Genomic DNA, 25,060 nt, shown 5'->3' on the forward strand with positions numbered 1-25,060 from the left:
TGGAGCCTTACGCTCCGGAAGCAAACACCTCGCGTGTTACGGGGGTGCTACGCGCGCTTTTCGGGGTGGACACCGGCGTCCGTCAGGCGGGCACCAGCGCGCAGTGCGTCACCAGCTCGTCCATGGAAAGCCCCAGCTCCCGGGCGAGCGCGGCGACCGTGAAGAAGGCGGGGGTGGGCGCCCGGCCCGTCTCGATCTTGCGCAGCGTCTCGACGGAGACGCCCGCACCCGCGGCCACCTCCGTCATGCTGCGCCCGACCCGCGCCTCGCGCAGCAGCCGGCCGAGTCGCTCGCCGCGCTCGCGCTCTTCGGGGGTCAAGGGGGTTCGGACCATGACCCCATGCTACCCGAGACCCCAATTTTTGTACCGGATTTAAATACCGGTATAGTAATTGGCATGGTGGAACTGAAGACGGACACATCGATCGACGCGATGCGGGAGGCGGGGCGGGTCGTGGGCGACGCGCTCACCGCGGTGCGGGAGCACGCGGCCGTGGGCGTGAGCCTGCTGGACCTTGACGAGGTGGCGCGCGCGGTGCTGCGCGAGGCGGGGGCCACGTCGCCGTTCCTCGGCTATCGGCCGAGTTTCGCGCCGACGCCCTTCCCCGCGGTGATCTGCGCCTCCGTGAACGACGCGATCGTGCACGGCATCCCGACCGGGTACCGGCTGCGGGACGGGGACCTGGTGTCGATCGACTGCGGGGCGGAGCTGGACGGCTGGGCGGGCGACTCGGCGATCAGCTTCGTGGTCGGCAAGGCTCGCGCCGAGGACGTACGGCTGGTCGAGACGGCCGAGCGGGCGCTCGCGGCCGGGATCGCGGCGGCGGTCGTCGGCAACCGGATCGGGGACATCGCGCACGCCATCGGGACGGTGTGCCGGGAGGCGGGGTACGGGATCCCCGAAGGGTTCGGTGGGCACGGGATCGGGCGCCGGATGCACGAGGACCCGCCGGTGCCGAACGAGGGGCGGGCGGGCCGGGGCATGAAGCTGCGCCACGGCATGGCGCTGGCCATCGAGCCGATGGTCATCGGCGGCGGTGGCGACGGCTACCACGAGGCCCCCGACGGCTGGACCCTCCGCACGAACGACGCCTCCCGCGCCGCCCACGCGGAGCACTCCGTGGCGATCACGGAGGCCGGCCCACGAATCCTGACGGCCCGGTAGTCCCCGCGGCACCGGCGTTACGCCCTCGGGGCTCCGCCCCGGACCCCGCGCCTCAATCGCCGGCGGGGCTTGATAAATCAAGCCCCGCCGGCGATTGGCAGATCACGTCCCGCGGCGATTGGCAGATCACGTCCCGCGGGACTTGGCATTTCGACCCCCGCAGGGCTTGGTATTTCAAGCCCCTGCGGCGATTGAGCAGCGGGGTGCGGGGCGGAGCCCCGGTCTTTTACAGCCCCGCCGGCGATTGAGGCGCGGGGGCCGGGGCGGAGCCCCGAGGCCGTGCCCCCGGACCACCCCGAGCTACTTGTCCGGCGAAACGACCATCGCCGAGCCCCCACCCCTGCGCACCTTCTCCGCCGCCGCGAGCCACTTCCCGCCCGGCAGGCGTTGCACACCCGTCGCCGCCCCGATCTCCGGATTCTCCTTGAACGAGTGGCCGATGGCCTCGAGCTTCGCGCGGAGCGCGCTGTCGTAAAGGCCCGGTTCCAACTCCGTCTGCGCCGCATTGCGCTGACTCGCCCGCGGCGCCGCGATCGCGTCGACCAGCGGCAGATCCCGGTCGAGGAACCCCGTCAGCGTCTGCAACACCGTGGTGATGATGGTGGCGCCACCCGGCGAACCCACTGCGACCACGGGCCTGCCCGACTTGTCCAGCACGATCGTCGGCGAGATCGAGGACCGCGGCCGCTTCCCGGGACCGGGCAGGTTCGGGTCGTGCACCTCCGGATTCGCCGGCGCGAACGAGAAGTCCGTCAGCTCGTTGTTGAGCAGGAACCCGCGCCCCGGCACCGTGATGCCGCTGCCGCCGGTCGACTCGATGGTGAGGGTGTAGGAGACGACGTTGCCCCACTTGTCGGCCGCGGTGAGGTGCGTGGTGTTCTCACCCTCGTACGTGGTGGGTGCCGCCTTGTCCTCGGCCTCGCCACACTTCCCGGGGTTTCGCGGGTCCCCCGGCGCGAGCGGGCTCTTGAGCACCGCGTCGTCCTTGATGAGGCACTCGCGCGAGTCCGCGAACCGCTGCGAGAGGAGCCCCTTCGTCGGCACGTCCTCGAACGCCGGGTCACCCACCCAGCGCCCCCGGTCGGCGAAGGCCACCCGGCTCGCCTCGATGAAGCGGTGCAGGTACTGGACGTCGGACGCCTTCGACAGGTCGGTGTTCTCCAGGATGTTGAGCGCCTCGCCGACACTCGTGCCGCCGGACGAGGACGGCGCCATGGAGTAGACGCCGAGGCCGCGGTACGAGGTCCGGGTCGGCGCCTGGAGCTTGGTGCCGTAGGCCGCGAGGTCCTTCGCCGACAGCTTCCCCGGGCGCGCGTTGTACCCGGACGCCGGGTCGACCGGCGGCTTGTTGGCCGTCCTCACGACGTCCTTGCCGATGTCGCCGCGGTACAGCGCCCCGACCCCGTCCCGGCCCAGCTGCCGGTAGGTGCGCGCCAGGTCGGGGTTCTTGAACGTCGAGCCGACCTCCGGGAGCTTCCCGCCCGGCAGGAACAGCTTCGCCGTGTCGGGGAAGTTGCGGAACCGCGCCTCGTTCGACGCGGTCTGCGAGCGGAACGTGTCGTCGACGGTGAACCCGTCGCTCGCCAGCTTCGTGGCGGGTTTCAGCACGGAGCCGAGCCCCCTGCTCCCCCACGCGTCGAGCGCCGACTGCCAGGTGGCGGGCGTCCCCGGCGTCCCCACGCTCAGCCCGCTGGTGACCGCGTCGTTGAAGGCGAGCGGCTTGCCGTTCTCCAGGAAGAGGTCGGACCCTGCCGTCAGCGGCGCCGTCTCGCGGCCGTCGATGGTGTGCACCTTGCGGGACTTGGCGTCGTAGTAGACGAAGTAGCCGCCGCCACCGACCCCGGAGGAGTACGGCTCGGTGACGCCGAGGGCGGCCGCGGTGGCGACGGCGGCGTCCACCGCGTTGCCCCCGTTCCTGAGCACCTCGATACCGGCCGCGGAGGCGTCCTTGTCGACGCTCGCCACGGCGCCGCCGGAGCCGACCGCGACCGGTTCCTTCACGGGCGTGCGCGGAGCGGACGCGGGCGTATCGGACGAAGGCGGAGCGGCGGCGCCCACCGCCACCATGCTGCCAAGTGCGGCGAAGACCGACAGATTCCGTACAACTGAACGTCTCATCAGTACCTCCGGTCAACAGGCGTCAGCGCAGCGTAACTTGACGGGCCCGCCCCGTCAGGACCCCCTCGAACCCCGGTCGAACATCCCGCTAGAGTGCGCCCCCATGACTGAAGACGTGCGCAACATCGTCCTCGGCCTGATCGCGGCGGGCATCAGCGCCTCGCTGGGCTGGCTCGCCCGCACCTACCTGTGGCGGCGCAAGCTCCGCCGCAAGCAGGCCTTCTTCGGGCTGCCCGACAACTCCGAGTCGCTGCTCGTCGTGAACCGCGACGCGGGCGGCCCCGAGCTGACGGTGAAGCGCCACGACGTCTTCGCCCTCCTCGAACTCTCCGCGCTCATCAAGGACTGCAACGCGCACGCGCAGGTCGTCGCCCACGACACCGCCCAGCAGGGCTTCGGGGAGCGTACGGAGTTCTGCGTGGGCGGCCCCGCCTCCAACAGACGCATGGCCGCGCACATGGTCAGCCTGCTGCCCGGCATCCGCGTGAACACCGACCCCGAGCCGGGCCCGGACCGCGGCGCCTTCCAGATCGGCTCCGAGCGCTACCGTCTGGAGCCGAGCAGAACCGAGTACGTCCTCCTGGCCCGCCTGACCGCCGGTCCCGCCACCCCCGAGGCGAGACCGGTCTTTCTGTTCTGCGGGCAGTTGCCGATCACCAACCAGGCCGCCACGCGCTATCTCGCCCGCCACCACGAGCGGCTCGCCCGCAAGCACGGCAACAACTCCTTCGTCCTGTTGCTGAAGGTCGTGAACTCCGGGGCGTACGGGCCCGACGTCGTCGAGGTAGTGGCCGATGTCACGAAGGCGGCGGAGGCCCCGCTGCCCGCCGCGCCGGCGAACGGCAACGGCCGCGCCGCGCACCGCGCCAAGTAGACGCTGTCGAAGGGCGCCCAAAACCAAGGAGAGCGGCACCCTCGTCGCGTACGAATGCGACAAGGGCCCGCTCATCCTCGGCAAGCAGGCACGTCCCGACCGGCACGCTGCAGCTGACCTTCTCCCCCACGAACACACGAACTTCGTGAAGCAGTGATCTCCGGCTGCCGCTGGGCGGGGACGGGCCGATGCTTTCGTTTCGGCTACTGCGTACCTGGCAGCAGCGTCCCTGGCTCGGCCGGGGCGACATCGGCCGCCTCCGTCTTGGGGTTGCGCCGCTGGCGCTTGGCCACCCATTGGGCGAACCAGGACAGCACCATGCACATCCCGATGTAGATCGGCGAGATCACCATCACCACAGGGATGAAGGGCAAATCGTAGTCGAGGTTGGAAGCGATCAGTTTTCCGGCGTGGAGGAACTCCTCGTAGGTGATGAGATACCCGAGCGACGTGTCCTTCAGGGCCACCACCAACTGGCTGATGATGGCGGGCAGCATGGCCCGCACCGCCTGAGGGACGAGCACATGCGTCATGACCTGCGTCTTGCGCATGCCCAGCGCGTACGCCGCCTCGCGCTGTCCGCGCTCCACCGCGTTGATGCCCGATCTGAACACCTCGGCGAGCACGGAGCCGTTGTAGAGCGTCAGGCCCGCGACGAGCGCGGCCAGCGGCTCCATCTTCAGTGCCACGTAGATGAAGAAGATCATTACCAGGACCGGCATGGCGCGGAAGAACTCGACGAACAGCGTCGCGAGCCAGCGCACCGGCTTGTGGTCCGAGAGCCGCCCCACGGCCAGCAGCGTGCCGAGCACGAGCGACAGGACGGCCGCCATGGCGAAGGCCTTGAGCGTGTTGCCGAGCCCGCGCAGGAGCAGCTCCTGGATGCCCGTGTACTGGAAGGGCATCCACTTCGTGTACGTGAACTGGTCGGTGTCGAACAGCAGATAGAGGATCCAGGCGACCAGGGCGAGCACGATGAGCGTCGAGAGCAGCCCGTACAGCTTGTGCCGGCGTTCGGTCTTCGGGCCCGGGATGTCGTAGAGGGCGGTGGCGTCGTGCCGCAGGGCCTTCATCGGGCGAACCCCCAGCGCTTCTCGAGGAAGTTGAACAGGGCGCTGATGGCGAGCGTGATGATCAGGTATCCGATCGCGATCCAGACGAAGGTCCAGATGATGTTGTAGCCGAGCTCGCTGAGCGTCTTGTAGGTGCCGAGCAGCTCGACGACGCTGAAGGCGCCCGCGATCGCGGAGTTCTTGGCGAGCGCGATGAGCGTGGAGCCGATCGGCGGGATCACGGAGCGGAAGGCCTGCGGCAGGATCACGTGCGTCAGGGTCTGGCCGAAGGTCATGCCGAGGCTGCGGGCCGCCTCGCCCTGCCCCTTGGGCACCGTGTTGATGCCGGAGCGGACCGCCTCGCAGATGAACGCGGAGGTATAGCAGCCGAGCGCGAGGATCGCGAAGACGGTGAAGGGCAGGACCAGGCCGAACCGCGGCAGGCCGAGCAGCACCGCGAAGAACAGCAGCGTCAGCGGGGTGTTGCGCAGCACGGTGACCCACGCGGTGCCGAAGGCCCGGAAGGAGCCGACGGGCGCGACGCGGAACGAGGCCATGAGGAAGCCGAGCACCAGCGCCAGGACCGACGCGAAGACGGTGAGCTCGACGGTGCCGAGGAAGCCTTTCCAGTACAGCTCGATGTTGTCGGTCAGGACATTCATGGGACGCCTCCTCAGTTCGCCGGGTAGCGGTCGATGGCGGGCGGTTTCGGGGCCGGCTCGCCGGACAGCCCGAGCGTCGCCTCGTAGGCCTTCTTCCAGTCGCCGTTCTTCTGGCGGGCCTCGAGCGCGTCGTTGATGGCGAACCGCAGCGCGTTGTCCTTCTTCGGGACGCCGATGCCGTACGGCTCCTCGGAGAAGGGCTTGCCGACGAGCTTCATCTCCTCGGGCACCTTGGCCGCGTAGCCGAGCAGGATCGCGTCGTCGGTGGTGACCGCGTCGACCTGGTACGTCAGCAGGTTGTCGACGCAGATCGAGTACGTGTCGTACGCGACGAGCTCGGCCTTCGGGTAGTCGGACTTGATGCGCTGGTACGGGGTGGAACCGGCCGCCGAGCAGACGCGCTTGCCCGCGAGGTCGTCGGGTCCCTTGATGTCCTTCTCGTCGCTGCGCACGAGCAGCGACTGACCCGCCATGTAGTACGGGCCCGCGAAGCCGACGAGCTTCTTGCGCATGTCGTTGATCGTGTACGTGCCGACGTAGTAGTCGATCTGCCCGTTCTGGAGGGCCGTCTCGCGGTTCGCCGACGCGATGGTCTTGAAGCGGATCCTCTTCGGGTCGAGCCCGAGGGAGGCCGAGACCATCTTGGCGATCTCGATGTCGAAGCCCGTGTACGAGCCGTCCGCGGGGTTCTTCTCGCCGAGGTAGGGCTGGTCCTCCTTGGCCCCGACGATGAAGTGGCCGCGCTTGTGCGCCTTCTTCCACGTCGGGGAGTCGGGCAGCGAGAAGCCCTGGGCGATCTTGTACTGGGGGAGCTCGGCGGCCGACGGCCCCTTGACGGGCGGGCTGCCCTCCTTGCCGCATGCGGTGGCGGCCAGGGCGGTCACCGCGAGCGCGGCGAGCAGCCGTAGCGACTTGGCGATCATGTGGTGGTGCGCTCCCCCGGTCAGTGCTTCAGGATCTTGGAGAGGAAGTCCCGGGCGCGCTCGCTCTCCGGGTGGGTGAAGAACTCCTCGGGGTTGCGGTCCTCCACGATCTTTCCGTCCGCCATGAAGACGACGCGGTCGGCGGCGGTGCGCGCGAAGCCCATCTCGTGGGTGACCACGACCATCGTCATGCCGTCGTGCGCGAGCTGCTGCATGACCTCGAGGACCTCGTTGATCATCTCCGGGTCGAGGGCCGAGGTCGGCTCGTCGAAGAGGAGGGCCTTGGGGTCCATGGCGAGCGCGCGGGCGATGGCCACGCGCTGCTGCTGTCCGCCGGACATCTGCGCGGGGAACTTGTCGGCGTGGGCGGCGAGTCCGACCCGTTCGAGCAGTTCGCGGGAGCGCTTGTCGGCCTCGTCCTTCTTGCGCTTTCTGACCTTCAGCTGGGCCAGTGAGACGTTCTGGAGCACCGTCTTGTGCGCGAAGAGGTTGAACGACTGGAAGACCATGCCCACTTCGGCCCGCAGCCCCGCGAGCGCCTTCCCCTCCTCGGGGAGTGGCTTTCCGTCGAGCCGGATCACACCGGACTCGATGGTCTCCAGGCGATTGATCGTCCGGCAGAGCGTCGATTTGCCCGACCCCGAAGGGCCGATGACGACCACCACCTCCCCCTTGCCGACGGTGAGGTCGATGTCCTGAAGGACATGCAGCTCCCCGTAGTACTTGTTCACGTCTCGCAGCTCGATCAACGGATCGACGGCCATCGGCAGTCCCTGCCCACTTTCAGCGGTGTCGGTCCGCGCAAACTATCCACGCTTACATGGGACTTAACAGACGACACGCACTTATGGGCATTAACCGTATTTGAGGCTCAACTACGTGGCGGCGCGCACCGGCCTACGACTCGGCGGCCTCCGCGTAGAACTGGGAGAGCTCCGGGGCCCCGCTCGCCGCCCACGCGTGCCCGGCCTCCACGACGTCGATCTCCCGGCCCGATTCGAGCCGCACCACCGGCTGCCCGTTGTCCCAGATCACCCAACTGGCGCCCGACACGTGCCGCACCATGACCGAGCCGAGGTAGAGACCCGCGTCATTGCCCAGCCAGTGCAGCGTGTCCTCGTCCTCCCGCCAGCGCGGCACGAGCTGGTCGAGCGCCTCCAACGAGCGCACCGACTCGTCGAGTTCGACCCCCGCGTCGTCGGCGTGGGACCGCAAGAGCTCGCACTCGGCGAGCAGTTCGACGAGCCCGCTCTCGCTCTCGTCGCCTTCCTCGCCGGTCGGGAACACGGCGACACCGTGGGCCGGACCGCGCTTCTTGTGCCAATTGGCCGCGAAAGGGATCTTCATATCGCCCAGATTGACATCCCCCCACCTGCCCGCACCACAGGCGCGCGGAGGCGGCGCCGCGCCGAGTTCGGGAACCGGACACCGGCCTTTCTCCCCCGGTTGCCTCGCGACACATTGACGGGCCATCACCCCATCCTTAGCTTCATGGCGCAACCACCACGGCGGACACACAAGCGGAGGGAGTCGGTCTTGCGCCGACGCATTTGGGGAGCCGCGTTCATACTGGCCGTCTGCGCGGGGGTCACCCCGGTCGCCGCGGCCCACGCCGCACCCGCCAGACCCGGGCCGCTCCCTCTGGAGCGGCTCTTCGACAACCGGGGCGTCAGCGACGACACGCGCCCCGGTGAAGCGGACCTCGACGGCGCGGGCAGCTCCCTGTCCGCGCAGGACCTCACCGCGGCCGGGTGGACCCCCGGCCGCGCCATGGAGATCGACCGGGCCCGGCTGACCTGGCCGCGGACCGCGGGGACCGGGCCCGACAACGTACGCGCGAACGGGCAGTCCGTGCGGGTGAGCGGGCGGGGGGACGCGCTCGCCTTCCTGGTCGCCGGCACCGGCGGGGACGCGGCGGGCACCGGCGTCGTCCGGTACGCGGACGGATCGCGCTCGACGTACTCCCTCACCGCGCCGGACTGGCGCACCGGTCCGCTCGCCACCAAGTCGGTGGCGCTGCCGCACCGGAACACGGCGGCCGGGCAGGTCGCCGAGAAGACCCGGCTGTACGCCGTGACCGTGCCGGTGCGCAAGGGCCGGCAGATCTCCTCCGTGGACCTGCCGAAGGCGAGCGGCGGGACGCTGCACGTCTTCGGCCTCTCCGTGCGCGCGGCGACGTCCGGGTGGACGGGCAGCTGGTCGGCCTCGCCCGCCGGGTACACCGCCGTGGGTCCCTGGGCGGACCGTACGATCCGGCTCGTCGTGCACACGAGCACGGGCGGGCCGAAGGTCCGCATCCGCCTGGAGAACACCTTCGCCGCGACACCGGTGCGGATCGGGAGCGCCTCGGTGGCGGTGCAGGGGGCGGGGGCCGCGGCGCGCGGGAAGCCGGTGCCGCTGACGTTCCATGGCAAGAGCGGCACCCAACTCCCGGCCGGCGGGCAGGCGTTCAGCGATCCGGTGGACTTCGACGTACCGGAGAGCTCCAACCTTCTCGTGAGCTTCCATCTGCCGGAGCCCGTCACCGCGGCGCCCGTGCACAGCCAGGCCATCCAGCGCAGCTACGTGAGCACGGCGGGCGATCACGCGACGGAGGCGGACGGCGCCTCGTACAGCTCGACGATCTCGTACTGGCCCCTGCTCACCGGCGTCGACGTGGGCGGCGGCCCGGGTTCCGTCGTGCTGCTCGGCGACTCCATCACGGATGGCGTGAAGTCGACGCTGGACGCGAACCACCGCTGGCCCAACGTGCTCGCCACGCGACTCCTCGCGCAGTCGAAGGTGCCGCACTACGGGGTGCTGAACGAGGGCATCTCCGCGAACCGGGTCGTCGCCGACCGCTACCCCGGCGACGGGCTCTCCACCGACACGGGCGGCGTCAGCGCGCTGCACCGCCTCGACCGCGATGTGTTCGCGCAGACCTCGGCGAAGACGGTCGTCGTCTTCCAGGGCGTGAACGACGTGCGCTGGGGCGCGAGCGCCGCGCAGGTGGAGGCGGGGCTGCGGGAGATCGTGGCGCGGGCGCACGCGCGGGGCCTGAAGGTGATCGGGGCGACGATCACGCCGTGCGAGGGCGAGGCCCTGTGCACGGCGGCCGCCGACGAGCAGCGGGAGGCAATCAACTCCTTCGTCCGCGGCCCCGGTTCGGGCTTCGACGGCTTCCTGGACTTCGACGCCGTGATCCGGGACCCCGCCCACCCGGCGCGGATGCTCCCCGCCTACGACAGCGGGGACCATCTGCATCCCGGCGATCCGGGCCTGAAGGCGCTGGCCGACTCGATCGACCTGGAGCTCCTCAGGCCGTAGCGTCCACCGGCTTGCGGGCGATCAGGACGGCCTGCCGCCCCTGGGTCGCCCGCTCGTACTCCTCGGGCTCGCGGACCAGCTCGGCCTCCACCGGGAGACCGGCCTGTGCCACGAGCCCGGCGACGTGCTCCGGGTCCAGCCAGTAGACGTCCAGCGAGAGGTCGTGCCCGTAGGCGTGGTCCAGGTGGCGCAGCAGGTCGCCCACCTTGAAGCCGAGCAGCAGATGGCCGCCGGGGGCGAGGACGCGGTGGAACTCGGCGAACACCGTCGGCAGCAGCTCCGGCGGCGTGTGCACCGTCGAGTACCAGGCGACGATGCCGCCGAGCGAGCCGTCGGCCAGGTCGAGCCCGGTCATCGTGCCCTCCTCGAACCGCAGTCCGGGGTGGGCGCGACGGGCCTCGGCGACCGTCTTCGGCGAGAGGTCGACGCCGAAGGCGGACAGGCCGAGCGAGTCCAGATGGGCCGTCACATGCCCGGGCCCGCATCCGAGATCGGCCACGGGCCCGCCGCCCGCCCGCTTCACCCGCTCGGCGAAGACGCCGAACATCGCGTGCGCGTACAGGTCCTGCGGGAAGAGCGGGGGCACGATCTCGGCGTAGGCGCCGGCCGCGGTGTCGTAGGCCAGTTGGGTCGAGTTCAGGTACGTCGTCAGATCCGTCACGGGCGCAGACGCTAGCGCCCGCCACTGACAATCGCCCCGGGCCGCCCTCAGACGTCCAGGTCCACCACGACCGGCGCATGGTCCGATGCGCCCTTGCCCTTGCGCTCCTCGCGGTCCACGTACGCATCGGAGACGGCCTTGGCGAACGGCTCGTTCCCGTAGACCAGGTCGATGCGCATGCCCTTGTTCTTCGGGAAGCCGAGGGCGCGGTAGTCCCAGTACGTGAACGGGTGGTCGTACTTGAGGGGGCGCGGCACGACGTCGCTCAGGCCCGTCTCCCGCAGTGCCGTGAGCGCCGCGCGCTCGGCCGGGGTCACATGCGTCGCACCGTCGAAGAGGGAGATGTCCCAGACGTCGTCGTCCGTCGGCGCCACGTTGTAGTCGCCCATCACCGCGAAGGGGCGCGAGCCCGCCGCGTCGCCCGCGACCGCCGCCTTCAGGGCCTCGAACCACTGGAGCTTGTACGCGTAGTGCGCGTGGTCGACCTCCCGCCCGTTCGGCACGTAGACCGACCAGACGCGGACCGGGCCGCAGGTCGCGGAGATCGCGCGGGGCTCCTCCGTGCCGTCGTAGCCGGGGTCGCCGGGGACGCCCTTGACCACGTCCTCCAGGCCCACGCGGGAGAGCAGCGCCACCCCGTTCCACCTGCCGGTCGCGTTCACCGCCGACTCGTAGCCCAGCTCCCGCAGCTCCTCCGTGGGGAACTGGTCCGCCGAGCACTTGGTCTCCTGGATGCACAGCACGTCCGTGCCGCTGCTCTCCAGCCAGGCAAGGAGGCGCGGCAGCCGCGCGGTGATCGAGTTCACGTTCCAGGTAGCAATGCGCATGTCCCACAACCTACCCGGCACCACTGACAGCGTGACGCGCCCGCCGGGGACGGCCCGTGTGCCGGGCGCCGCGCCCGCGATCGACAGGCAATCTTGCAAGTTTTTCTGTTAAACAGTTAGCCTGCCGAACATGACGATCAACAGCCCCCTCGACGAGCGCCCCGCCCTCGTCCTCATCGACCTCCAGAACGGCATCCTCGGCCTGCCGACCGTGCACCCCTCCGCCGACGTCCTCAAGAACGGCGTCAAGCTCGCCGAGGCCTTCCGCGCCAAGGGCCTGCCCGTCGTGCGCGTGAAGGTCGCCTGGTCGCAGGACGGCGGCGACCTCCCGACGGGCCGGGCCGCCGCGGGCGCCATGACGCAGGCGCCGCCGCCCGCGTTCTCCGAGTTCCCCGACGAGCTCGGCCCGGTCGGCGACGACATCGTCATCACCAAGCGGCACTGGGGCGCCTTCACCGGCACCGAGCTGGACCTCCAGCTGCGCCGCCGCGGCGTCACCCAGATCGTGCTCTGCGGCATCTCGACGTCCATCGGCGTCGAGTCCTCCGCCCGCTCCGCGTGGGAGCTGGGCTACAACCTGGTGCTCGTGGACGACGCGACGACCGACACGGACGCCGACTCCCACGAGCACAGCTTCGGCAAGATCTTCCCGCGCCTCGCGGAGATCGGCTCCACGGACGAGGTCGTCGAACTGCTCGGCAAGTAGGCCGCGGGGATCAGACCTGCGCCGAGCCGCCCGGGGCCAGGCGCAGGTGCTCGGTGCCGCCGAGCGCGCCGATCTGGTTGTCGTAGATCGGCCGGGCGAGGTCCGTGAGCAGCGCGTCGTGGATGTCGTACGCGCGCCGCGGCTTGACCTCGCGGACGTAGTCGATCACTTCGGCGATCTTGTTCCAGGGCGCCATGACGGGCAGCATCAGCGTCTCGACCGGGTGGTCGGGGACGGTGAGCGCGTCGCCGGGGTGGAAGACCGTGCCGCCGTCGACGAGATAGCCGACGTTCGTGATGCGCGGGATGTCCGGGTGGATCACCGCGTGCAGCTCGCCGTGCACCTGGACGTCGAAGCCGGCGGCCGTGAACGTGTCGCCGTGCCCCACCGTGTGGACGCGGCCCGGGAAGGCCGCCGAGAGCTGCTCCGCGACCGACTTCAGGGTCCAGATGTGCGCGCCGGGGTTGGCCTCCATCCCGGCGCGCAGCCGGTCCTCGTTGAAGTGGTCGGGGTGCTCGTGCGTCACGAGGATCGCGTCGGCGCCGACGGCCGCGTCCTCCTCGGAGAATCCGCCCGGGTCGATGACGAGCGTCTGCCCGTCCTTGTGGAGCCGGACGCAGGCGTGGGTCTTCTTCGTCAGCTTCATACGTCCCATCCTGCTCCCGCTCCCGCGCCGTTTCAGCCCCGCGTCACTCCTGGGGCGTGGTCTCCTCGCGGATGACCTGCTGGGCCACCTTGAACGCCGCGTTCGCGGCCGGTACGCCGCAGTAGACGGCGGTCTGCAACAGGATCTCCTTGATCTCCGCCGCCGTGAGGCCGTTGCGCAGCGCCGCCCGCGTGTGGAACACCAGCTCGTCGAGGTGGCCGCCCGCGACCAGGGTCGCCAGGGTCACCGAGGAGCGCGTGCGGCGGTCGAGCCCGGGACGCGACCAGATCTCGCCCCACGCGTAGCGCGTGAGGAACTCCTGGAAGTCGCCGGAGAAGTCGTCGGCCGTGGCCAGGGCCCGGTCCACATGGGCGTCGCCGAGGACCTCGCGGCGCGTCTTGAGGCCCGCGTCGTGCGGGTCCGGCCGGGTCGCGGCCTCCGGCTGCTGAGCGGCCGCTATCTCCGCGCGCGGCGGGGCCGACGGGGGCGGCGGCGCGATGACCGGCTTGACCGGGGCGGCCTGGATGGCGGTCTGCCCGGTCTTCTCGTGCGCGGCGGGCCAGGCCGAGGTGAAGTGCCGTACGAGGAGGTCGGTGACGGCGGCCGGCTGCTCGACCGGGGCCAGGTGGGAGGCGCCGGGCACCACCGCGAGCCGGGCGTCCGGTATCCCCGCGACCAGCGTGCGGGCCTCGGCGGGGCCCGTGACCTGGTCCTCCGAGCCTACGAGGACGAGCGTCGGGACGCCGATGTCGCTCAGCTCCTCGCGGACGTCGAAGCCCGCGAGCGCCTCGCACGAGGCGATGTAGCAGCCCGGGTCCGTCGTGCGGACCATCTGCACCGCCCAGTCCGTGATCGCGGGCTGCGCGGTGGCGAAGCCGTGCGTGAACCAGCGCTCGGGCGCCGTACGGGCGATGGGGTCGAGGCCGTTGCTGCGCACGATGACGCCGCGCTGGCGGAACTCGTCGGCGGTGCCGAACCGCGGCGAGGCCGCGATCAGGGCGAGCGACGCGACGCGCTCCGGGTGGCGCAGCGCGAGCTCCGCGCCGATCGCGCCGCCCAGCGAGCAGCCCGCGTAGCCGAAGCGCTGGATGCCCAGCTCGTCGAGCGTGGCGAGCAGCCGCTCCGCGAGCGCCTCGACGGAGCCCGCCGGGTGGGCGGGGGAACCGCCGTGGCCGGGCAGGTCGAAGCGGAACACCCGCCAGTGCTGGGCCAGCTCGGGCACCTGGCGGTCCCACATGTGCCACGTCGTGCCGAGCGACGGGCCGAGGATGAGCACCGGGGCGGAGTCGTCGTCACGGCCGTCGAATCGGTACTGCAGGCGCGGGGTCTTCGTGTCACTCACACCCGCCACGCTAGCCACTGTGCCTGAGCGATCTGGTGGCGGGTCCCCACAATGGACGTGACGTGTTCACTCCGGGTTCCTGGTGTGGATCAGGCGTGGGGACGGCGTGAAGAGCGGGCACCCGCGCGCCGGTCAGGGGCCGGGAACGATCACGGGTGCGTCATCGACACCACGTACACCATGGGGTGGTCCGGGTTGGAGCGGTTCACCACGACGGTCTGGGTCGGCGACGGGTCCTCCTGCTCGTGGGTGAGGCCGTACCAGGGGCCCGGGCCCGTGAAGTCCCAGCCCGCGATCCTCTGGTCCCGGTCGCTGATCGCGATGTCGTCGGTCGCCAGGTCGCCGACCGTGTAGCCGGCGTCGACCTCCTCCAGGAACTGGTCGAGGCCCTTGTTGCTGGTGAGGAACTGCGCGTACAGGCGGCTCACCTTGTAGTTGTTCGTCTCGTAGTAGGCGACGTTGCGCGAGTGCGGGGGGACCGGGATCTGGTAGAGGCGGCGCTGCACCTTGGACGGCCAGCCGACGGTGAGGCCGGTCGCCGAGTACTTCGCCTCCTTGTCCTTGCCGCTGTCCCGGCTCTGGCCCGCGGAGATCACCAGATACCCGGCGGGGATGCCGATGAGCAGCACGATGGTCAGGAGCGTGAGGACGCGGCGTTTGATCACATGGCCGCGGCCCTCGGCCGGGCGCGGCTCTTCGTCCGCGGACGGGGGCTGGCGGGGCACGGTCATGGCTGGATTTCCTGTCACTTTCTGCGGCATCTGCGGCTGCCCTAGCCCTGCTCGGCCCCGTCGACGGGCGCGCCCGTCGTGCTGCGGGTGCGGGCGTAGCGCTCGTACCGCTCGTGGCGCTCCACGCGGCGGCGCTTGGCGCGGCGGAAGCGGCGGGCGACGAGGCGGGCCAGGTCCGCGGCGCCGACCATGCCGGCCTCGGGGCCGAGCTGGGCGCGGGCGATGCGGGCCTCGGGGCGGTAGCCGCGGCCGGTGAGCTGGCGCTTGAACGCGTCGCGGGCGGGCGCGATCAGCAGGTCGTCGGCGGCCGACACACCGCCGCCGATGACGAAGCACGACGGGTCGAGGGCCGCCGCGAGGTTCGCTATGCCGACGCCCAGCCACTGGCCGATGTCCTGGAGCAGCTCGACGCACATGGCGTCGCCCTCGCGGGCCAGCTCCGTGATGAGCGGACCGGTGATGTCGGGGATGTGCCCCTGGACCCGCTCGATGATGTTGTACGCGACCGGGGAGTCGGCCGCCGCCAGCTCGCGGGCCTCACGGACCAGGGCGTTGCCGGAGCTGTACTGCTCCCAGCAGCCGCGGTTGCCGCACGGGCAGCGGTGCCCTCCGGGGACGACCTGCATGTGGCCGAACTCGCCGGCGACGCCGAACTTGCCGCGCTTGACCTGTCCGTCCTCGAGGATCGCGCCGCCGATGCCGGTGCCGAGCGTGATCATGACGAGGTGGTCCTCGCCGCGGCCCGCGCCGAAGCGCCACTCCGCCCAGGCAGCGGTGTTCGCGTCGTTGTCGACGAGCACGGGGACCGCGAGACGGCCGGCGAGGCGGTCGCGGAGGGGTTCGTTGCGCCACGACAGGTGGGGGGCGAACAGGACGCGGTTGCGGTCCGCGTCGACCCAGCCGGCCGCGCCGATGCCGACCGCGTGCACGTCGTGCCGGTCGGAGAGGTCGAGCACCAGCTCCGTGATCGTGTCCTCGACGACCTTGGGGCTCTTCGACTTGTCCGGGGTCTCCGTGCGGAGCGTCTCCAGGATGGTGCCGTCCGCGTCGACCACGCCGGCCATCACCTTCGTGCCACCGATGTCGATGCCGACGGTGGGTACGCGCGGAGCCGTCGTGTGCGAGCGGCGCTCGCGGGTGCCGACCGTCCGCAGGACGGTGGCCCGTGCGCTGCCACGGTGTGCGAGGTCGCGGTAGGTGCTCATTGCGGCGATTCTGCCTCACGCATCGGCTCCGCCGCATACCGGGTTTTGCGCCACGCCGGGGTGGGGCCCACCCCGGCGCGGCGCGTCCGCCGACGCTGCGCGTTGCCTGAACGGTGCCGCGTCTTACGGCCGCCCGGCTCCCGTTCGCGCAGTTCCCCGCGCCCCTGAAAGGGGCGCGGGGAACTGCGCGAACGCAACCAACGACGCGACGTGCAGCCGCCCGAAAAAACCGGAAACCGCACCCGCCCGCGCGTAACGGAGGCCCTACTTCTCGGCCCCGTCGGCCGTATGCCCGCCCAAATGCGTAGGCACTGGCGCCCGCTCCAGCTCGTGCCGGAGGTCGTCCAGCTCGGAGCCGCCCGCCATCTGCCGGGTCAGCTCGTCGAGGGTGATGTCGTCCCGCACGTGGCTGCCGAACATCCCGCCCCGCTTGAGCAGCACGAACCGGTCCCCCACGAGGTACGCGTGGTGCGGGTTGTGCGTGATCAGCACCACGCCGAGGCCCGCGTCACGTGCCGCCGCGACGTACTTCAGCACCACGCCCGACTGCTTGACGCCGAGCGCCGCCGTCGGCTCGTCGAGGACGAGGACCTTCGCGCCGAAGTAGACGGCGCGGGCGATGGCGACGCACTGCCGCTCGCCGCCGGACAGCGTGCCGATCGGCTGGTCGACGTCGCGCAGGTCGATGCCCATGCGGGCCAGTTCCTCGTGCGTCGTACGCCGCATGAGCTCGACGTCCAGGCGCTTGAAGGGGCCGGTCCCCTTCGTGGGTTCCGAGCCGAGGAAGAAGTTGCGCCACACCGGCATCAGCGGGACGACCGCGAGGTCCTGGTAGACAGTGGCGATGCCCCGGTTCAGGGCGTCGCGCGGGTTGCTGAGCCGGGTCTCCTCGCCCTCGATCGCGAACCGGCCGCCGTCGTGCTGGTGCAGACCCGCGATGATCTTGATGAGGGTCGACTTGCCGGCGCCGTTGTCGCCGAGGACGCAGGAGATCTCGCCCGCGTTGACGACGAGCGAGACGTCGTCGAGGGCGCGGATGTTGCCGTAGAACTTGCTGACCCCGTCCAGCTCCACCAGGGGTGTGGCCGTGTCCGTCGTCGTCATTTGCTCGCCTCCGCGCGCTTGCGGACCCACGCGTTGAGCAGGGTCGCGAGGAGCAGCATCGCCCCGAGGAAGAACTTGAACCAGTCCGAGTTCCACTCGGCGAACACGATGCCCTTGCTGGTCATGCCGAAGATCAGCGCGCCGATGGCCGCGCCGACCGCGGAGCCGTAGCCGCCGGTGATCAGGCAGCCGCCGATGACGGCAGCGACGATGTAGATCAGCTCGTTGCCGACGCCCTCGCCTGACTGCACGACGTCGTACGAGAAGAGCAGGTGCTGGCCCGAGATCCAGGCGCCGAACGCGACGCCCATGTAGAGGCCGATCTTCGTCTTGTTGACCGGGACGCCCACCGCGCGGGCCGCGTCGAGGTCGCCGCCGACCGCGAAGATCCAGTTGCCGACGCGGGTGCGGAGCAGGATCCAGGTCGCCACGAGGACGAGGGCGAGCCACCACAGGATCGTGATCTTGAAGTCGACGCCGCCGATGCTGAACGTGGAGGCGAAGACGGACTTGGCCGAGTCGAAGCCCTCCATGTCGGCGATCGACTTCGTGGAGACGGTGCCGCTGATCAGCTTGGTGAAGCCCAGGTTCATGCCCGTCAGCATCAGGAACGTGCCGAGCGTGATGATGAAGCTGGGGAGTTTGGTGCGGGTCAGCATGACGCCGTTGAAGACACCGATGGCGAGCGTCACCAGGAGCGAGACGCCGACGCCCACCCAGGTGTTCGCCGTCATCTGGTAGCTGAACATCGACGAGATCAGCGCCGAGGACGTCACCATGACGCCCGCCGACAGGTCGAACTCGCCGCCGATCATCAGCAGCGCCACCGGCACGGCCATGATGCCGAGCGTCGAGGACGCGTACAGGACCGTCGCGAGGCTGGTCGCGCGCAGGAAGCTGTCCGCGAAGATCACGAAGAAGATGAAGACGGCGACGGCGCCGATGACCGAGCCCAGTTCGGGCCGGCCGAGGAGCTTCTTCCAGGGCGAGGTCTTGACCAGCCGTTCGTCGGCCTTCTCCGGAGTGGTTGTCGCGCTGCTCATCGGGTCCCCCGCTTCGCGTACTCCTGAAGCTTGGCGGCCTGGTCCTTGGTCACGACCTCGGGTCCTGTCAGGACCGGCTGTCCGCCGCCGAGCACATTGGCGTTGTACCGGTAGAGCCAGAGCAGGTCCACCGCCTCGTATCCCTGGAGGTAGGGCTGCTGGTCGACGGCGAAGCCGAGGTCGCCGTCCTGGAGCTCCTGCGCGACCTTGTCGTTGAGGTCGAAGGTCTCGATCTCGGCCTTGCTGCCCGCGTCCTCCTTGGCCTTCACGGCGGTGGCGGCGAACGGGGCGCCCAGCGTGACGACCGAGTCGATGGACGCGTCGGACTGGAGCTTGGCCTCGATGGAGGACTGCACGTCGGGCATGTTGGTGCCCTCGACGTACAGGTTCGTCATCTTGCCGTCGAAGGTCTTCTTGGCGCCCTCGCAGCGCTGCTCATGGCCGACGTTGCCCTGCTCGTGCAGGACGCACAGGGCCTTCTTCTTGCCGCGCTTGTTGAGCTCCTTGCCGACGGCCTCGCCCGCGATGGTCTCGTCCTGGCCGATGTGCGTGATCGCGCCGTACTTCTTGTAGATCTCGGAGCCCGAGTTCACGGTGATGACGGGGATGCCGGCCTTCTTCGCGCGGGCCAGGGCGGACTTCATGGCGTCCGGCTTGGCGAGCGTGACGATGATTCCGTCGACCTTCTTGTCGATGGCCGCGTCGACGAGCTGCGCCTGCTGGTTCGCCTCCTCGTTGTGCGAGTAGAGGAAGTTGATGTTGTCCTTGGTGGCCGCCTGCTTGGCACCGTTCTGGACGATGTCCCAGAAGGTGTCGCCATCGCCCGAATGGGTGATCATCGCGAAGGTCCAGCGGGGCGTGTCCACCGCGGCCCTGCCCTGCGCGGCCCGGGACTTCCTGGCGTCCTCCGCCCGCTTGCCGCCGGTGCTGCTGCACCCTGCGAGCGAGAGGCCGAGAGCCCCCGCAACCGCGATGCTCACCCAGGTCCGAAACCGTGCCACGAGGCCGTGCCCTTCTTGGTCTGCTGCGTCGTCGACCGGGATCGGCGGGCCGACCCCGGCGGACCGGATGTCGGTCCTGAAGGACCCCATTCCGGTCCCAAACGCACAAGTATGGGTCACGGGGATCATGCATCCATTCACCGGGTACCGCGCGCGGTGTACTTCTCCAGCTGGGGCACGTCCTTCTCGGTGACGATCGCCGGGCCCGTGAAGACGGGCTTGCCGCCGCCGAGCACGTTCGCGTTCGTCTTGTGGAGCCACAGTTCGTCCACCGCCAGATAGCCCTGCAAATACGGCTGCTGATCGACGGCGAACGTGACCTCCTTCGCCTTGAGGCGGCGCACGACCTCGGCGTTCAGGTCGAACGTGGAGATCTCCGCCTTGCTGCCCGCGTCGTCCTTGGCCTTCACGGCGAGCGCCGCGATGGGGGCGCCGAGCGCGACGACCGCGTCGATGTCCTTGTCGGCCTGGAGCTTCGCCTCGATGGACGACTGAGCGGAGGGCGCGTTCGTACCCTCGACGTTGAGGTTCTGGACGCTGCCCTTGAAAGTCTTGCGGACGCCGTCGCAGCGCTGCTCTAGCGATACGTTGCCCTGCTCGTGGATGACGCAGATGGCCTTCTTCCTGCCCTGCTTCGTCAGCTCGGTGCCGACCGCCTCGCCCGCCACGCCCTCCTCCTGGCCGATGTGGCTGAGCGCGCCGAACTTCTGCGAGAACTCCGAGCCGGAGTTGATCGAGACGACCGGGATGCCCGCGGCCTTCGCCTTCGCGAGCACGGGCTCCATGGCCTGCGGCTTGGCGAGCGTGACGACGATCCCGTCGACCTTCTTGTCGATCGCGGCCTGCACCAGCTCGGCCTGCCCCTTGGCCTCCTTGTCGTTGGAGTAGAGGAACTGGACGTTGTCCTTGTCCGCGGCCTGCTGGGCGCCCTTGCGCACGATGTCCCAGAAGGTGTCTCCCTCGCCCGAGTGCGAGACCATCGCGATCTTCATACGGGGCGTGTTCACGGCCTTGCCGCCGCCTCCGCCGCCGTCGGCCTTGTCCTCGGAGTCCTTGCCGCCCGAGCCACTGCAACCGACGGCGAGCGCGATCACGGACATGACGACTAGGCAGCCTGCGGCCGTACGGCCTGTGCGGTTCGTGCGCATCGTGGAGCCACCTCTCCTCCGGCCGCCCGGTGCGGCTGGAGGTGTTTGTAGCGGGGTCCCATCGCAGCGTCAATGACTTTGTCAGAACATTCGGACCGCGTACGCGTCCGCCGCCGGGTTCACAACTCTCAGGAACGTACGAGGAGTTGGAACTCGAAGGAGTAGCGCGAGGCCCGGTACGTGTGCGAGCCGAACTCGACCGCGCGGCCCGTGTCGTCGTACGTGGTCCGCTGCATGGTGAGCAGCGGCGCGCCCTCCCGCTCGCCGAGCCGCTCGGCCTCGACGGCGGTGGCGGCGCGGGCACCCACGGACTGGCGGGCGCTGTGCAGGGTGATGCCGGCGGCCCGCATCAGGCGGTACAGGCCGGTCGCCGCGAGCCGCTCGTCGTCGAGTGCGAGCAGTCCGGTGGGCAGGTGGTTGCAGAGGTACGCGACCGGTTCGCCGTGTGCGAGCCGCAGCCGCTCGACGCGGTGCACCTCCTCACCCTGTGCGACGCCGAGCGCTGCGGCGATCTCGGCGGAGGCCGGTACGAGGGTGTTGCCGAGGACCCGGGTCTCGGGGCGCTGTCCGGCCGCCTCCAGGTCGTCGTACAGGCTCGACAGTTCGAGGGGGCGCTTGACCTGGCTGTGCACGACCTGGGTGCCGACGCCGCGGCGGCGCACGAGCAGCCCCTTGTCGACGAGGGACTGGATGGCCTGGCGGACGGTGGGCCGGGACAGGCCGAGGCGGCCTGCCAGCTCGATCTCGTTGCCGAGCAGGCTGCCGGGGGTCAGGGCGCCGCGCTCGATCGCCGCCTCCAGCTGCTGGGACAGCTGGAAGTACAGCGGCACCGGGCTGCTGCGATCGACGCTGAGGCCGAGGTCGACGGTCGGGTCAGCTAGGGGTTTGGCCACGGGGCGAGGGTAGCGGGGGTGAGATGTTGACGGGAAGTCCGGAGGTCAGGTTGTCAGGACAAAGGGGCCGTGGCCTGGGTTCGGGTATTTGAGCCCCTGCGGCGATTGAGCAGCGGGGTCCGGGACGGAGCCCCGCGACGTGAGACACGTGGGTTTGTCAGGACAAACGATTGACACCCACCCCGTGCCCCGGCACCGTGGGACACCATGCGCATCGGACTCATCGGAACGGGCCGCATCGGTACCTTCCACGCAGGCGTGCTGGAGCGGTACCGGGAGGTCGGCTCGCTGGTCGTCACCGACGCGGAGCCCGCGCGGGCGGTCGCGCTCGCCGACCGGATCGGGGCGACGGCCGCGCCCGGTGTCGACGAGATCTTCACGTGGGGCGTGGATGCGCTCGTGATCACCGCGGCGACCGCGGCGCACGCCGAGCTGATCGGGCGGGCGGCGCGGGCCGGGCTCCCGGTCTTCTGCGAGAAGCCGATCGCGCTCGACCTGCCGGGCACGCTGGCCGCGCTCGCGGAGGTCGAGGCGGCGGGCACGGTGCTCCAACTCGGCTTCCAGCGGCGCTTCGACGCCGGGTACACGGCGGCGCGGGCCGCCGTACAGGACGGGAGACTCGGCCGGGTGCACACGGTGCGCGCGATGACCTCCGACCCGGCGCCGCCCCCGGCCGCGTATCTCCCGCTCTCCGGCGGGCTCTACCGGGACTGCCTGATCCACGACTTCGACATGCTGCGGTGGGTGACGGGGCGCGAGGTCGTCGAGGTGTACGCGACCGGGTCCGACGCCGGGCCCGCGATGTTCCGGGAGGCCGGGGACGTGGACACGGCGGCGGCGCTCCTGACCCTCGACGACGGCACCCTGGCCACCGCCACGTCCACGCGCTGCAACGGCGCCGGCTACGACGTGCGCATGGAGCTCTCCGGGGACCGGGACACGGTCGTCGTGGGCCTCGACGACCGGACCCCCATCGCCTCCACGGAACCCGAGGGCCCCCGCGCCGCCACGAAGCCGTGGCCCGGCTTCCTGGAGCGTTTCGCCCCCGCGTACGAGGCCGAGCTGAAGGCCTTCGTCGACGTCGTCCGCGGCGAACGTCCCAACCCCTGCGACGGCCGGGAGGCCCTGCGGGCGCTGCGGGTCGCGGAGGCGTGCGAGCTGTCGCGGGCGGAGCGGCGGGTGGTGCGGATGGGGGAGATCGACGGGGGCTGAACGACGGGCTACGACGTCATCGGCGTCATCGCGAGGAGGCGGTCCAGGACCGCCGGGTCCGCCTTGACGCCGTCGTGCAGGTGCTGGTCGGACACCCAGGGGCGCAGGCCGCGCACCAGCGAGGCGGTCTCCAGCGACTGCTCACGGTCGACGAACATGTCGTCGTGATAGACGGCGGCGGCCACCGGGACCTCGTTCACGGCGAGCCGGTCGAGGTCGTACAGCGCGGGCCAGTCCGTACGGCGGGCGAGCGCATCGGCCGTGGCCTTGAGCGGGACGAGCGCCGGGTCCTCGTCGAACATCCACGGGTACATCATCTCGCCGGTGAAGCGCAGCGGCCCCGCGCCGTCCGCGTCGAACTCCGGGAACTCCGCCCTGATCCGGTGGGCCGACCAGTCGGTGGCGCGGCCGCCCTGGGCGTAGATCGGTTCGTGCAGGACCGCGTAGAGGGGGCGCGGGGCCAGGGAGACGACCGCGTCGACGCCGCGCAGGAAAGGGTCCGACAGGACGGGGCCGTTCGGTCCTGCCACGAACGCGCACTCCAGGAGGTAGTGCAGCGAGTCGAAGGCGGAGGACGTGCCGAAGGTGATGCCCAGGGTCTGGAAGCGGCGCACCGACAGCCGCTCCCCCGACGGCATGCGTACGTCGTGCTTCGTGAGGTGGTCCGCCACCCGTTCGGCCAGGGCCTGGTCCTGTGGATAGCGCGCGAAATAGCGGGAGTTGGCTTCGAGGGTGCGCCGGTAGGCGGCCCGGTAGACGTCGTCGGCGTGACCGGTGAGGGTGGGGAGGCCGCCGGTGACGAGGGCCCGGTCGAGGCCTTCGGGGGCGAGGCTCAGGTAGGTCAGGGTGCTGAAGCCGCCGAAGCTCTGGCCCAGCACGGTCCAGGGGCGGTCGCCCTGGAGGTGGCGGCGCAGGAGTTCCGCGTCGCGCACGATGGCGTCCGCGCGGAAGTGCGTGAGGTACGTCGCCGGGTCCTGGTGGGCGGCGAGCGTCGTGCGGTCGGCGGGGGTGGAGCGGCCGGTGCCGCGCTGGTCGAGGAGGACCACGCGGTACTCCTTCAGGGCGCGGCGCAGCCAGGCGCCGGAGGCGTTGGGTCGTTCGGCGCGGCCGCCGGGTCCGCCCTGGAGCCAGAGCAGGCGGGGCAGTTCACGCCCTTCCATGCCCTCGGCGACGACCTCGCGGGCGAAGACGCCGATGCGGGGGCCCTCCGGCCGGGCGTGGTCGAGGGGGACGTCGAGGGTGTGGTCGGTGCAGACGAGGCCGTTGTGGCGGTAGGTGGTCATGCTGGTCGGCTCCTGGACTCCGGTGCGGGTGACGACGGGGCCGTGGGGCGGCCGACGGCCGCCCCACGAACGTGATCAGTACCCGGCGACGCCCAACTCACGGCAGATCTCCACCAGTTCGGGGTGCACGTACACCCCGTCCTTCTCGATGCACTCGCCGTCCAGGTAGATGGACGGGCCGAGGATCGAGCCGTCGGTGTGGGCGGCGGACACCCACGGCTCGCCGCCGATCCACGCGCCCTTGGTGCCGATGCCGAGCTCCACGCAGCCGAAGACCCGCTCGTCCTCGACGATGCGGCCGGTCGGCGCGGGCACGCCCGGGTTGAAGCCGAGGGACCAGTGGGCGACGCGGAACATGTTCGGGTCGTCCCAGGACTCCATCCAGCGGCGGAAGATCTCGGCGTCCTGGCCCTCGCCGTCGATCGATGTGACGACGCCCTTCTCGACGACGCAGCGCACCGGGTTGCGCAGCAGGCCCAGCTGGTCCGGCGGCCACAGGGCGCCGTCGAAGACGAGGACGCCGTCCTGGGTCTCCTCCAGGGGGTTCCAGGAGATCTGGCCGGAGAGCATGACGGTCTCGCCGGGCTTCTCGGCGGGCTTGCCGCGCAGGTTGATCGGGCGGTCGCCGTTGCGGCCCGTGATGTCGGTGCCGTTGGCGGAGGTGATGCGCACCTCGTCCGCCTGCTCCAGGAGGCGGACCAGGGCCTTGCCGAGCTTGATGACTCCTTCGAAGTCGGGGCGGCCGACCGTCGCGACGAGCATGTGGACGTCCATGGCGGTCAGGTTGGTGTAGCGGCAGCCGTTGGCCATGGCGCGGCGGAAGGCGTCGGAGTGCATCACGTACGAGACGGCGAACTCGATCCACACGTCGGCGTCCGCGATGGCGCCCGCGACGGGCCGCGGCGGCTCCATGGAGGAGCTGGGCATGGTCTCGGACCAGACGACGACGGGGTGCGCGCCCGCGGCGGCGACGGCCTGCGCGGTGGCGTCGACGACACGCCGGTCGCTGCTCGTGTCGCCGGTGAGCACGACGTGCTCGCCGGGCTTGACGAGCATGACCTGCTCGACCAACTTGCGTGCGGCGAGGGCGAGTTCGTAGCTCAGGTACTCGGCGCGGGGTTCGAGGCGGCTGAACATCTCCATGGTGAATCCTTCTCC

General features: G+C 70.5%; 25 protein-coding genes. 5 read left to right on the forward strand and 20 right to left on the reverse strand.

What is annotated here, in order from left to right:
* Positions 1-82: 82 nt before the first annotated feature.
* Positions 83-334, reverse strand: coding sequence for a helix-turn-helix domain-containing protein (locus tag ACNYS0_RS09985; RefSeq protein ID WP_385766579.1), 252 nt, complete (start codon positions 332-334; stop codon positions 83-85).
* 63 nt (positions 335-397) lie between these two features.
* On the opposite strand from ACNYS0_RS09985, the gene map reads away from it, so the two are divergent.
* Positions 398-1,165, forward strand: a complete 768-nt coding sequence (gene map / locus ACNYS0_RS09990) for a type I methionyl aminopeptidase (RefSeq protein WP_422472438.1) — start codon at positions 398-400, stop codon at positions 1,163-1,165.
* Positions 1,166-1,465: 300 nt separating this feature from the next.
* On the opposite strand, the gene ggt is transcribed toward map, so the two are convergent.
* A complete protein-coding gene (gene ggt, locus ACNYS0_RS09995; protein ID WP_422472440.1) occupies positions 1,466-3,283 on the reverse strand; it encodes a gamma-glutamyltransferase in 1,818 nt (605 codons plus the stop codon).
* Between the two features lie 103 nt (positions 3,284-3,386).
* Here ggt and ACNYS0_RS10000 point away from each other — a divergent pair, with 103 nt between their 5' ends.
* Positions 3,387-4,157: a hypothetical protein gene (locus ACNYS0_RS10000; RefSeq protein ID WP_422472442.1), complete on the forward strand. Its 771-nt coding sequence runs from the start codon at positions 3,387-3,389 to the stop codon at positions 4,155-4,157.
* Positions 4,158-4,360: 203 nt separating this feature from the next.
* On the opposite strand, the gene ACNYS0_RS10005 is transcribed toward ACNYS0_RS10000, so the two are convergent.
* The 5 genes from ACNYS0_RS10005 to ACNYS0_RS10025 form a co-directional block, all read right to left on the reverse strand.
* Complete coding sequence (locus tag ACNYS0_RS10005) at positions 4,361-5,230, reverse strand: amino acid ABC transporter permease (RefSeq protein WP_422472444.1); 870 nt, start codon at positions 5,228-5,230, stop codon at positions 4,361-4,363.
* Positions 5,227-5,871, reverse strand: coding sequence for an amino acid ABC transporter permease (locus ACNYS0_RS10010; RefSeq protein ID WP_422472446.1), 645 nt, complete (start codon positions 5,869-5,871; stop codon positions 5,227-5,229). The genes ACNYS0_RS10005 and ACNYS0_RS10010 overlap by 4 nt, the downstream gene beginning before the upstream one ends.
* Before the next feature lie 11 nt (positions 5,872-5,882).
* Positions 5,883-6,794 (reverse strand): glutamate ABC transporter substrate-binding protein, encoded by a 912-nt coding sequence (locus ACNYS0_RS10015; protein WP_422472448.1) that lies wholly within the window; start codon positions 6,792-6,794, stop codon positions 5,883-5,885.
* A 20-nt stretch (positions 6,795-6,814) separates the two neighbouring features.
* Positions 6,815-7,558, reverse strand: a complete 744-nt coding sequence (locus tag ACNYS0_RS10020; RefSeq protein WP_422472450.1) for an amino acid ABC transporter ATP-binding protein — start codon at positions 7,556-7,558, stop codon at positions 6,815-6,817.
* Between the two features lie 133 nt (positions 7,559-7,691).
* Positions 7,692-8,141 carry a DUF6278 family protein gene (locus ACNYS0_RS10025; RefSeq protein ID WP_422472452.1) on the reverse strand — a complete coding sequence of 150 codons (450 nt, stop codon included), beginning with the start codon at positions 8,139-8,141 and terminating at the stop codon, positions 7,692-7,694.
* A gap of 144 nt (positions 8,142-8,285) precedes the next feature.
* On the opposite strand from ACNYS0_RS10025, the gene ACNYS0_RS10030 reads away from it, so the two are divergent.
* Positions 8,286-10,100: an SGNH/GDSL hydrolase family protein gene (locus tag ACNYS0_RS10030; protein ID WP_422472454.1), complete on the forward strand. Its 1,815-nt coding sequence runs from the start codon at positions 8,286-8,288 to the stop codon at positions 10,098-10,100.
* Here the strand turns inward: ACNYS0_RS10030 and ACNYS0_RS10035 are convergent.
* Together ACNYS0_RS10035 and ACNYS0_RS10040 are read right to left on the reverse strand one after the other, a co-directional pair.
* The gene (locus ACNYS0_RS10035) at positions 10,090-10,761 is read right to left on the reverse strand and encodes a class I SAM-dependent methyltransferase (protein WP_422472456.1); all 672 of its coding nucleotides are present in this window, start codon (positions 10,759-10,761) and stop codon (positions 10,090-10,092) included. The genes ACNYS0_RS10030 and ACNYS0_RS10035 overlap by 11 nt on opposite strands.
* A 47-nt stretch (positions 10,762-10,808) precedes the next feature.
* A complete protein-coding gene (locus tag ACNYS0_RS10040; RefSeq protein ID WP_422472458.1) occupies positions 10,809-11,588 on the reverse strand; it encodes an exodeoxyribonuclease III in 780 nt (259 codons plus the stop codon).
* A gap of 130 nt (positions 11,589-11,718) precedes the next feature.
* On the opposite strand from ACNYS0_RS10040, the gene ACNYS0_RS10045 reads away from it, so the two are divergent.
* Complete coding sequence (locus ACNYS0_RS10045; RefSeq protein WP_422472460.1) at positions 11,719-12,294, forward strand: hydrolase; 576 nt, start codon at positions 11,719-11,721, stop codon at positions 12,292-12,294.
* Positions 12,295-12,304: 10 nt separating this feature from the next.
* On the opposite strand, the gene ACNYS0_RS10050 is transcribed toward ACNYS0_RS10045, so the two are convergent.
* The 9 genes from ACNYS0_RS10050 to ACNYS0_RS10090 form a co-directional block, all read right to left on the reverse strand.
* The gene (locus ACNYS0_RS10050; protein ID WP_422472462.1) at positions 12,305-12,940 is read right to left on the reverse strand and encodes an MBL fold metallo-hydrolase; all 636 of its coding nucleotides are present in this window, start codon (positions 12,938-12,940) and stop codon (positions 12,305-12,307) included.
* A 43-nt stretch (positions 12,941-12,983) separates the two neighbouring features.
* Positions 12,984-14,282, reverse strand: coding sequence for a bifunctional 3-oxoadipate enol-lactonase/4-carboxymuconolactone decarboxylase PcaDC (pcaDC, locus tag ACNYS0_RS10055; RefSeq protein WP_422472464.1), 1,299 nt, complete (start codon positions 14,280-14,282; stop codon positions 12,984-12,986).
* 149 nt (positions 14,283-14,431) lie between these two features.
* Positions 14,432-15,013, reverse strand: coding sequence for a sugar kinase (locus ACNYS0_RS10060; RefSeq protein ID WP_422472466.1), 582 nt, complete (start codon positions 15,011-15,013; stop codon positions 14,432-14,434).
* 41 nt (positions 15,014-15,054) lie between these two features.
* On the reverse strand, positions 15,055-16,218 hold the full coding sequence (locus ACNYS0_RS10065) for an ROK family glucokinase (protein ID WP_422472468.1): 1,164 nt from the start codon (positions 16,216-16,218) through the stop codon (positions 15,055-15,057).
* A 264-nt stretch (positions 16,219-16,482) separates the two neighbouring features.
* Positions 16,483-17,322 carry an ATP-binding cassette domain-containing protein gene (locus tag ACNYS0_RS10070; RefSeq protein ID WP_422472470.1) on the reverse strand — a complete coding sequence of 280 codons (840 nt, stop codon included), beginning with the start codon at positions 17,320-17,322 and terminating at the stop codon, positions 16,483-16,485.
* A complete protein-coding gene (locus ACNYS0_RS10075; protein ID WP_422472472.1) occupies positions 17,319-18,365 on the reverse strand; it encodes an ABC transporter permease in 1,047 nt (348 codons plus the stop codon). The genes ACNYS0_RS10070 and ACNYS0_RS10075 overlap by 4 nt, the downstream gene beginning before the upstream one ends.
* On the reverse strand, positions 18,362-19,366 hold the full coding sequence (locus ACNYS0_RS10080) for a sugar ABC transporter substrate-binding protein (protein WP_422472474.1): 1,005 nt from the start codon (positions 19,364-19,366) through the stop codon (positions 18,362-18,364). Before ACNYS0_RS10080 ends, ACNYS0_RS10075 begins: the two co-directional genes overlap by 4 nt.
* Positions 19,367-19,503: 137 nt before the next feature.
* Complete coding sequence (locus ACNYS0_RS10085; protein ID WP_422472476.1) at positions 19,504-20,514, reverse strand: sugar ABC transporter substrate-binding protein; 1,011 nt, start codon at positions 20,512-20,514, stop codon at positions 19,504-19,506.
* Between the two features lie 128 nt (positions 20,515-20,642).
* A complete protein-coding gene (locus ACNYS0_RS10090; RefSeq protein WP_422472478.1) occupies positions 20,643-21,407 on the reverse strand; it encodes a GntR family transcriptional regulator in 765 nt (254 codons plus the stop codon).
* Between the two features lie 207 nt (positions 21,408-21,614).
* Here ACNYS0_RS10090 and ACNYS0_RS10095 point away from each other — a divergent pair, with 207 nt between their 5' ends.
* Complete coding sequence (locus tag ACNYS0_RS10095) at positions 21,615-22,619, forward strand: Gfo/Idh/MocA family protein (protein WP_422472480.1); 1,005 nt, start codon at positions 21,615-21,617, stop codon at positions 22,617-22,619.
* An 8-nt stretch (positions 22,620-22,627) separates the two neighbouring features.
* Here the strand turns inward: ACNYS0_RS10095 and ACNYS0_RS10100 are convergent, their stop codons facing one another.
* Both ACNYS0_RS10100 and ACNYS0_RS10105 read right to left on the reverse strand, forming a co-directional pair.
* Positions 22,628-23,902, reverse strand: a complete 1,275-nt coding sequence (locus ACNYS0_RS10100) for an alpha/beta fold hydrolase (protein ID WP_422472482.1) — start codon at positions 23,900-23,902, stop codon at positions 22,628-22,630.
* Between the two features lie 75 nt (positions 23,903-23,977).
* Positions 23,978-25,045 (reverse strand): 2,5-dihydroxypyridine 5,6-dioxygenase NicX family protein, encoded by a 1,068-nt coding sequence (locus tag ACNYS0_RS10105; RefSeq protein WP_422472484.1) that lies wholly within the window; start codon positions 25,043-25,045, stop codon positions 23,978-23,980.
* Between the last annotated feature and the right edge of the window lie 15 nt (positions 25,046-25,060).

Origin of the sequence: Streptomyces anthophorae (assembly GCF_049310305.1) — a bacterium.
Taxonomy (GTDB): Bacteria; Actinomycetota; Actinomycetes; order Streptomycetales; family Streptomycetaceae; genus Streptomyces.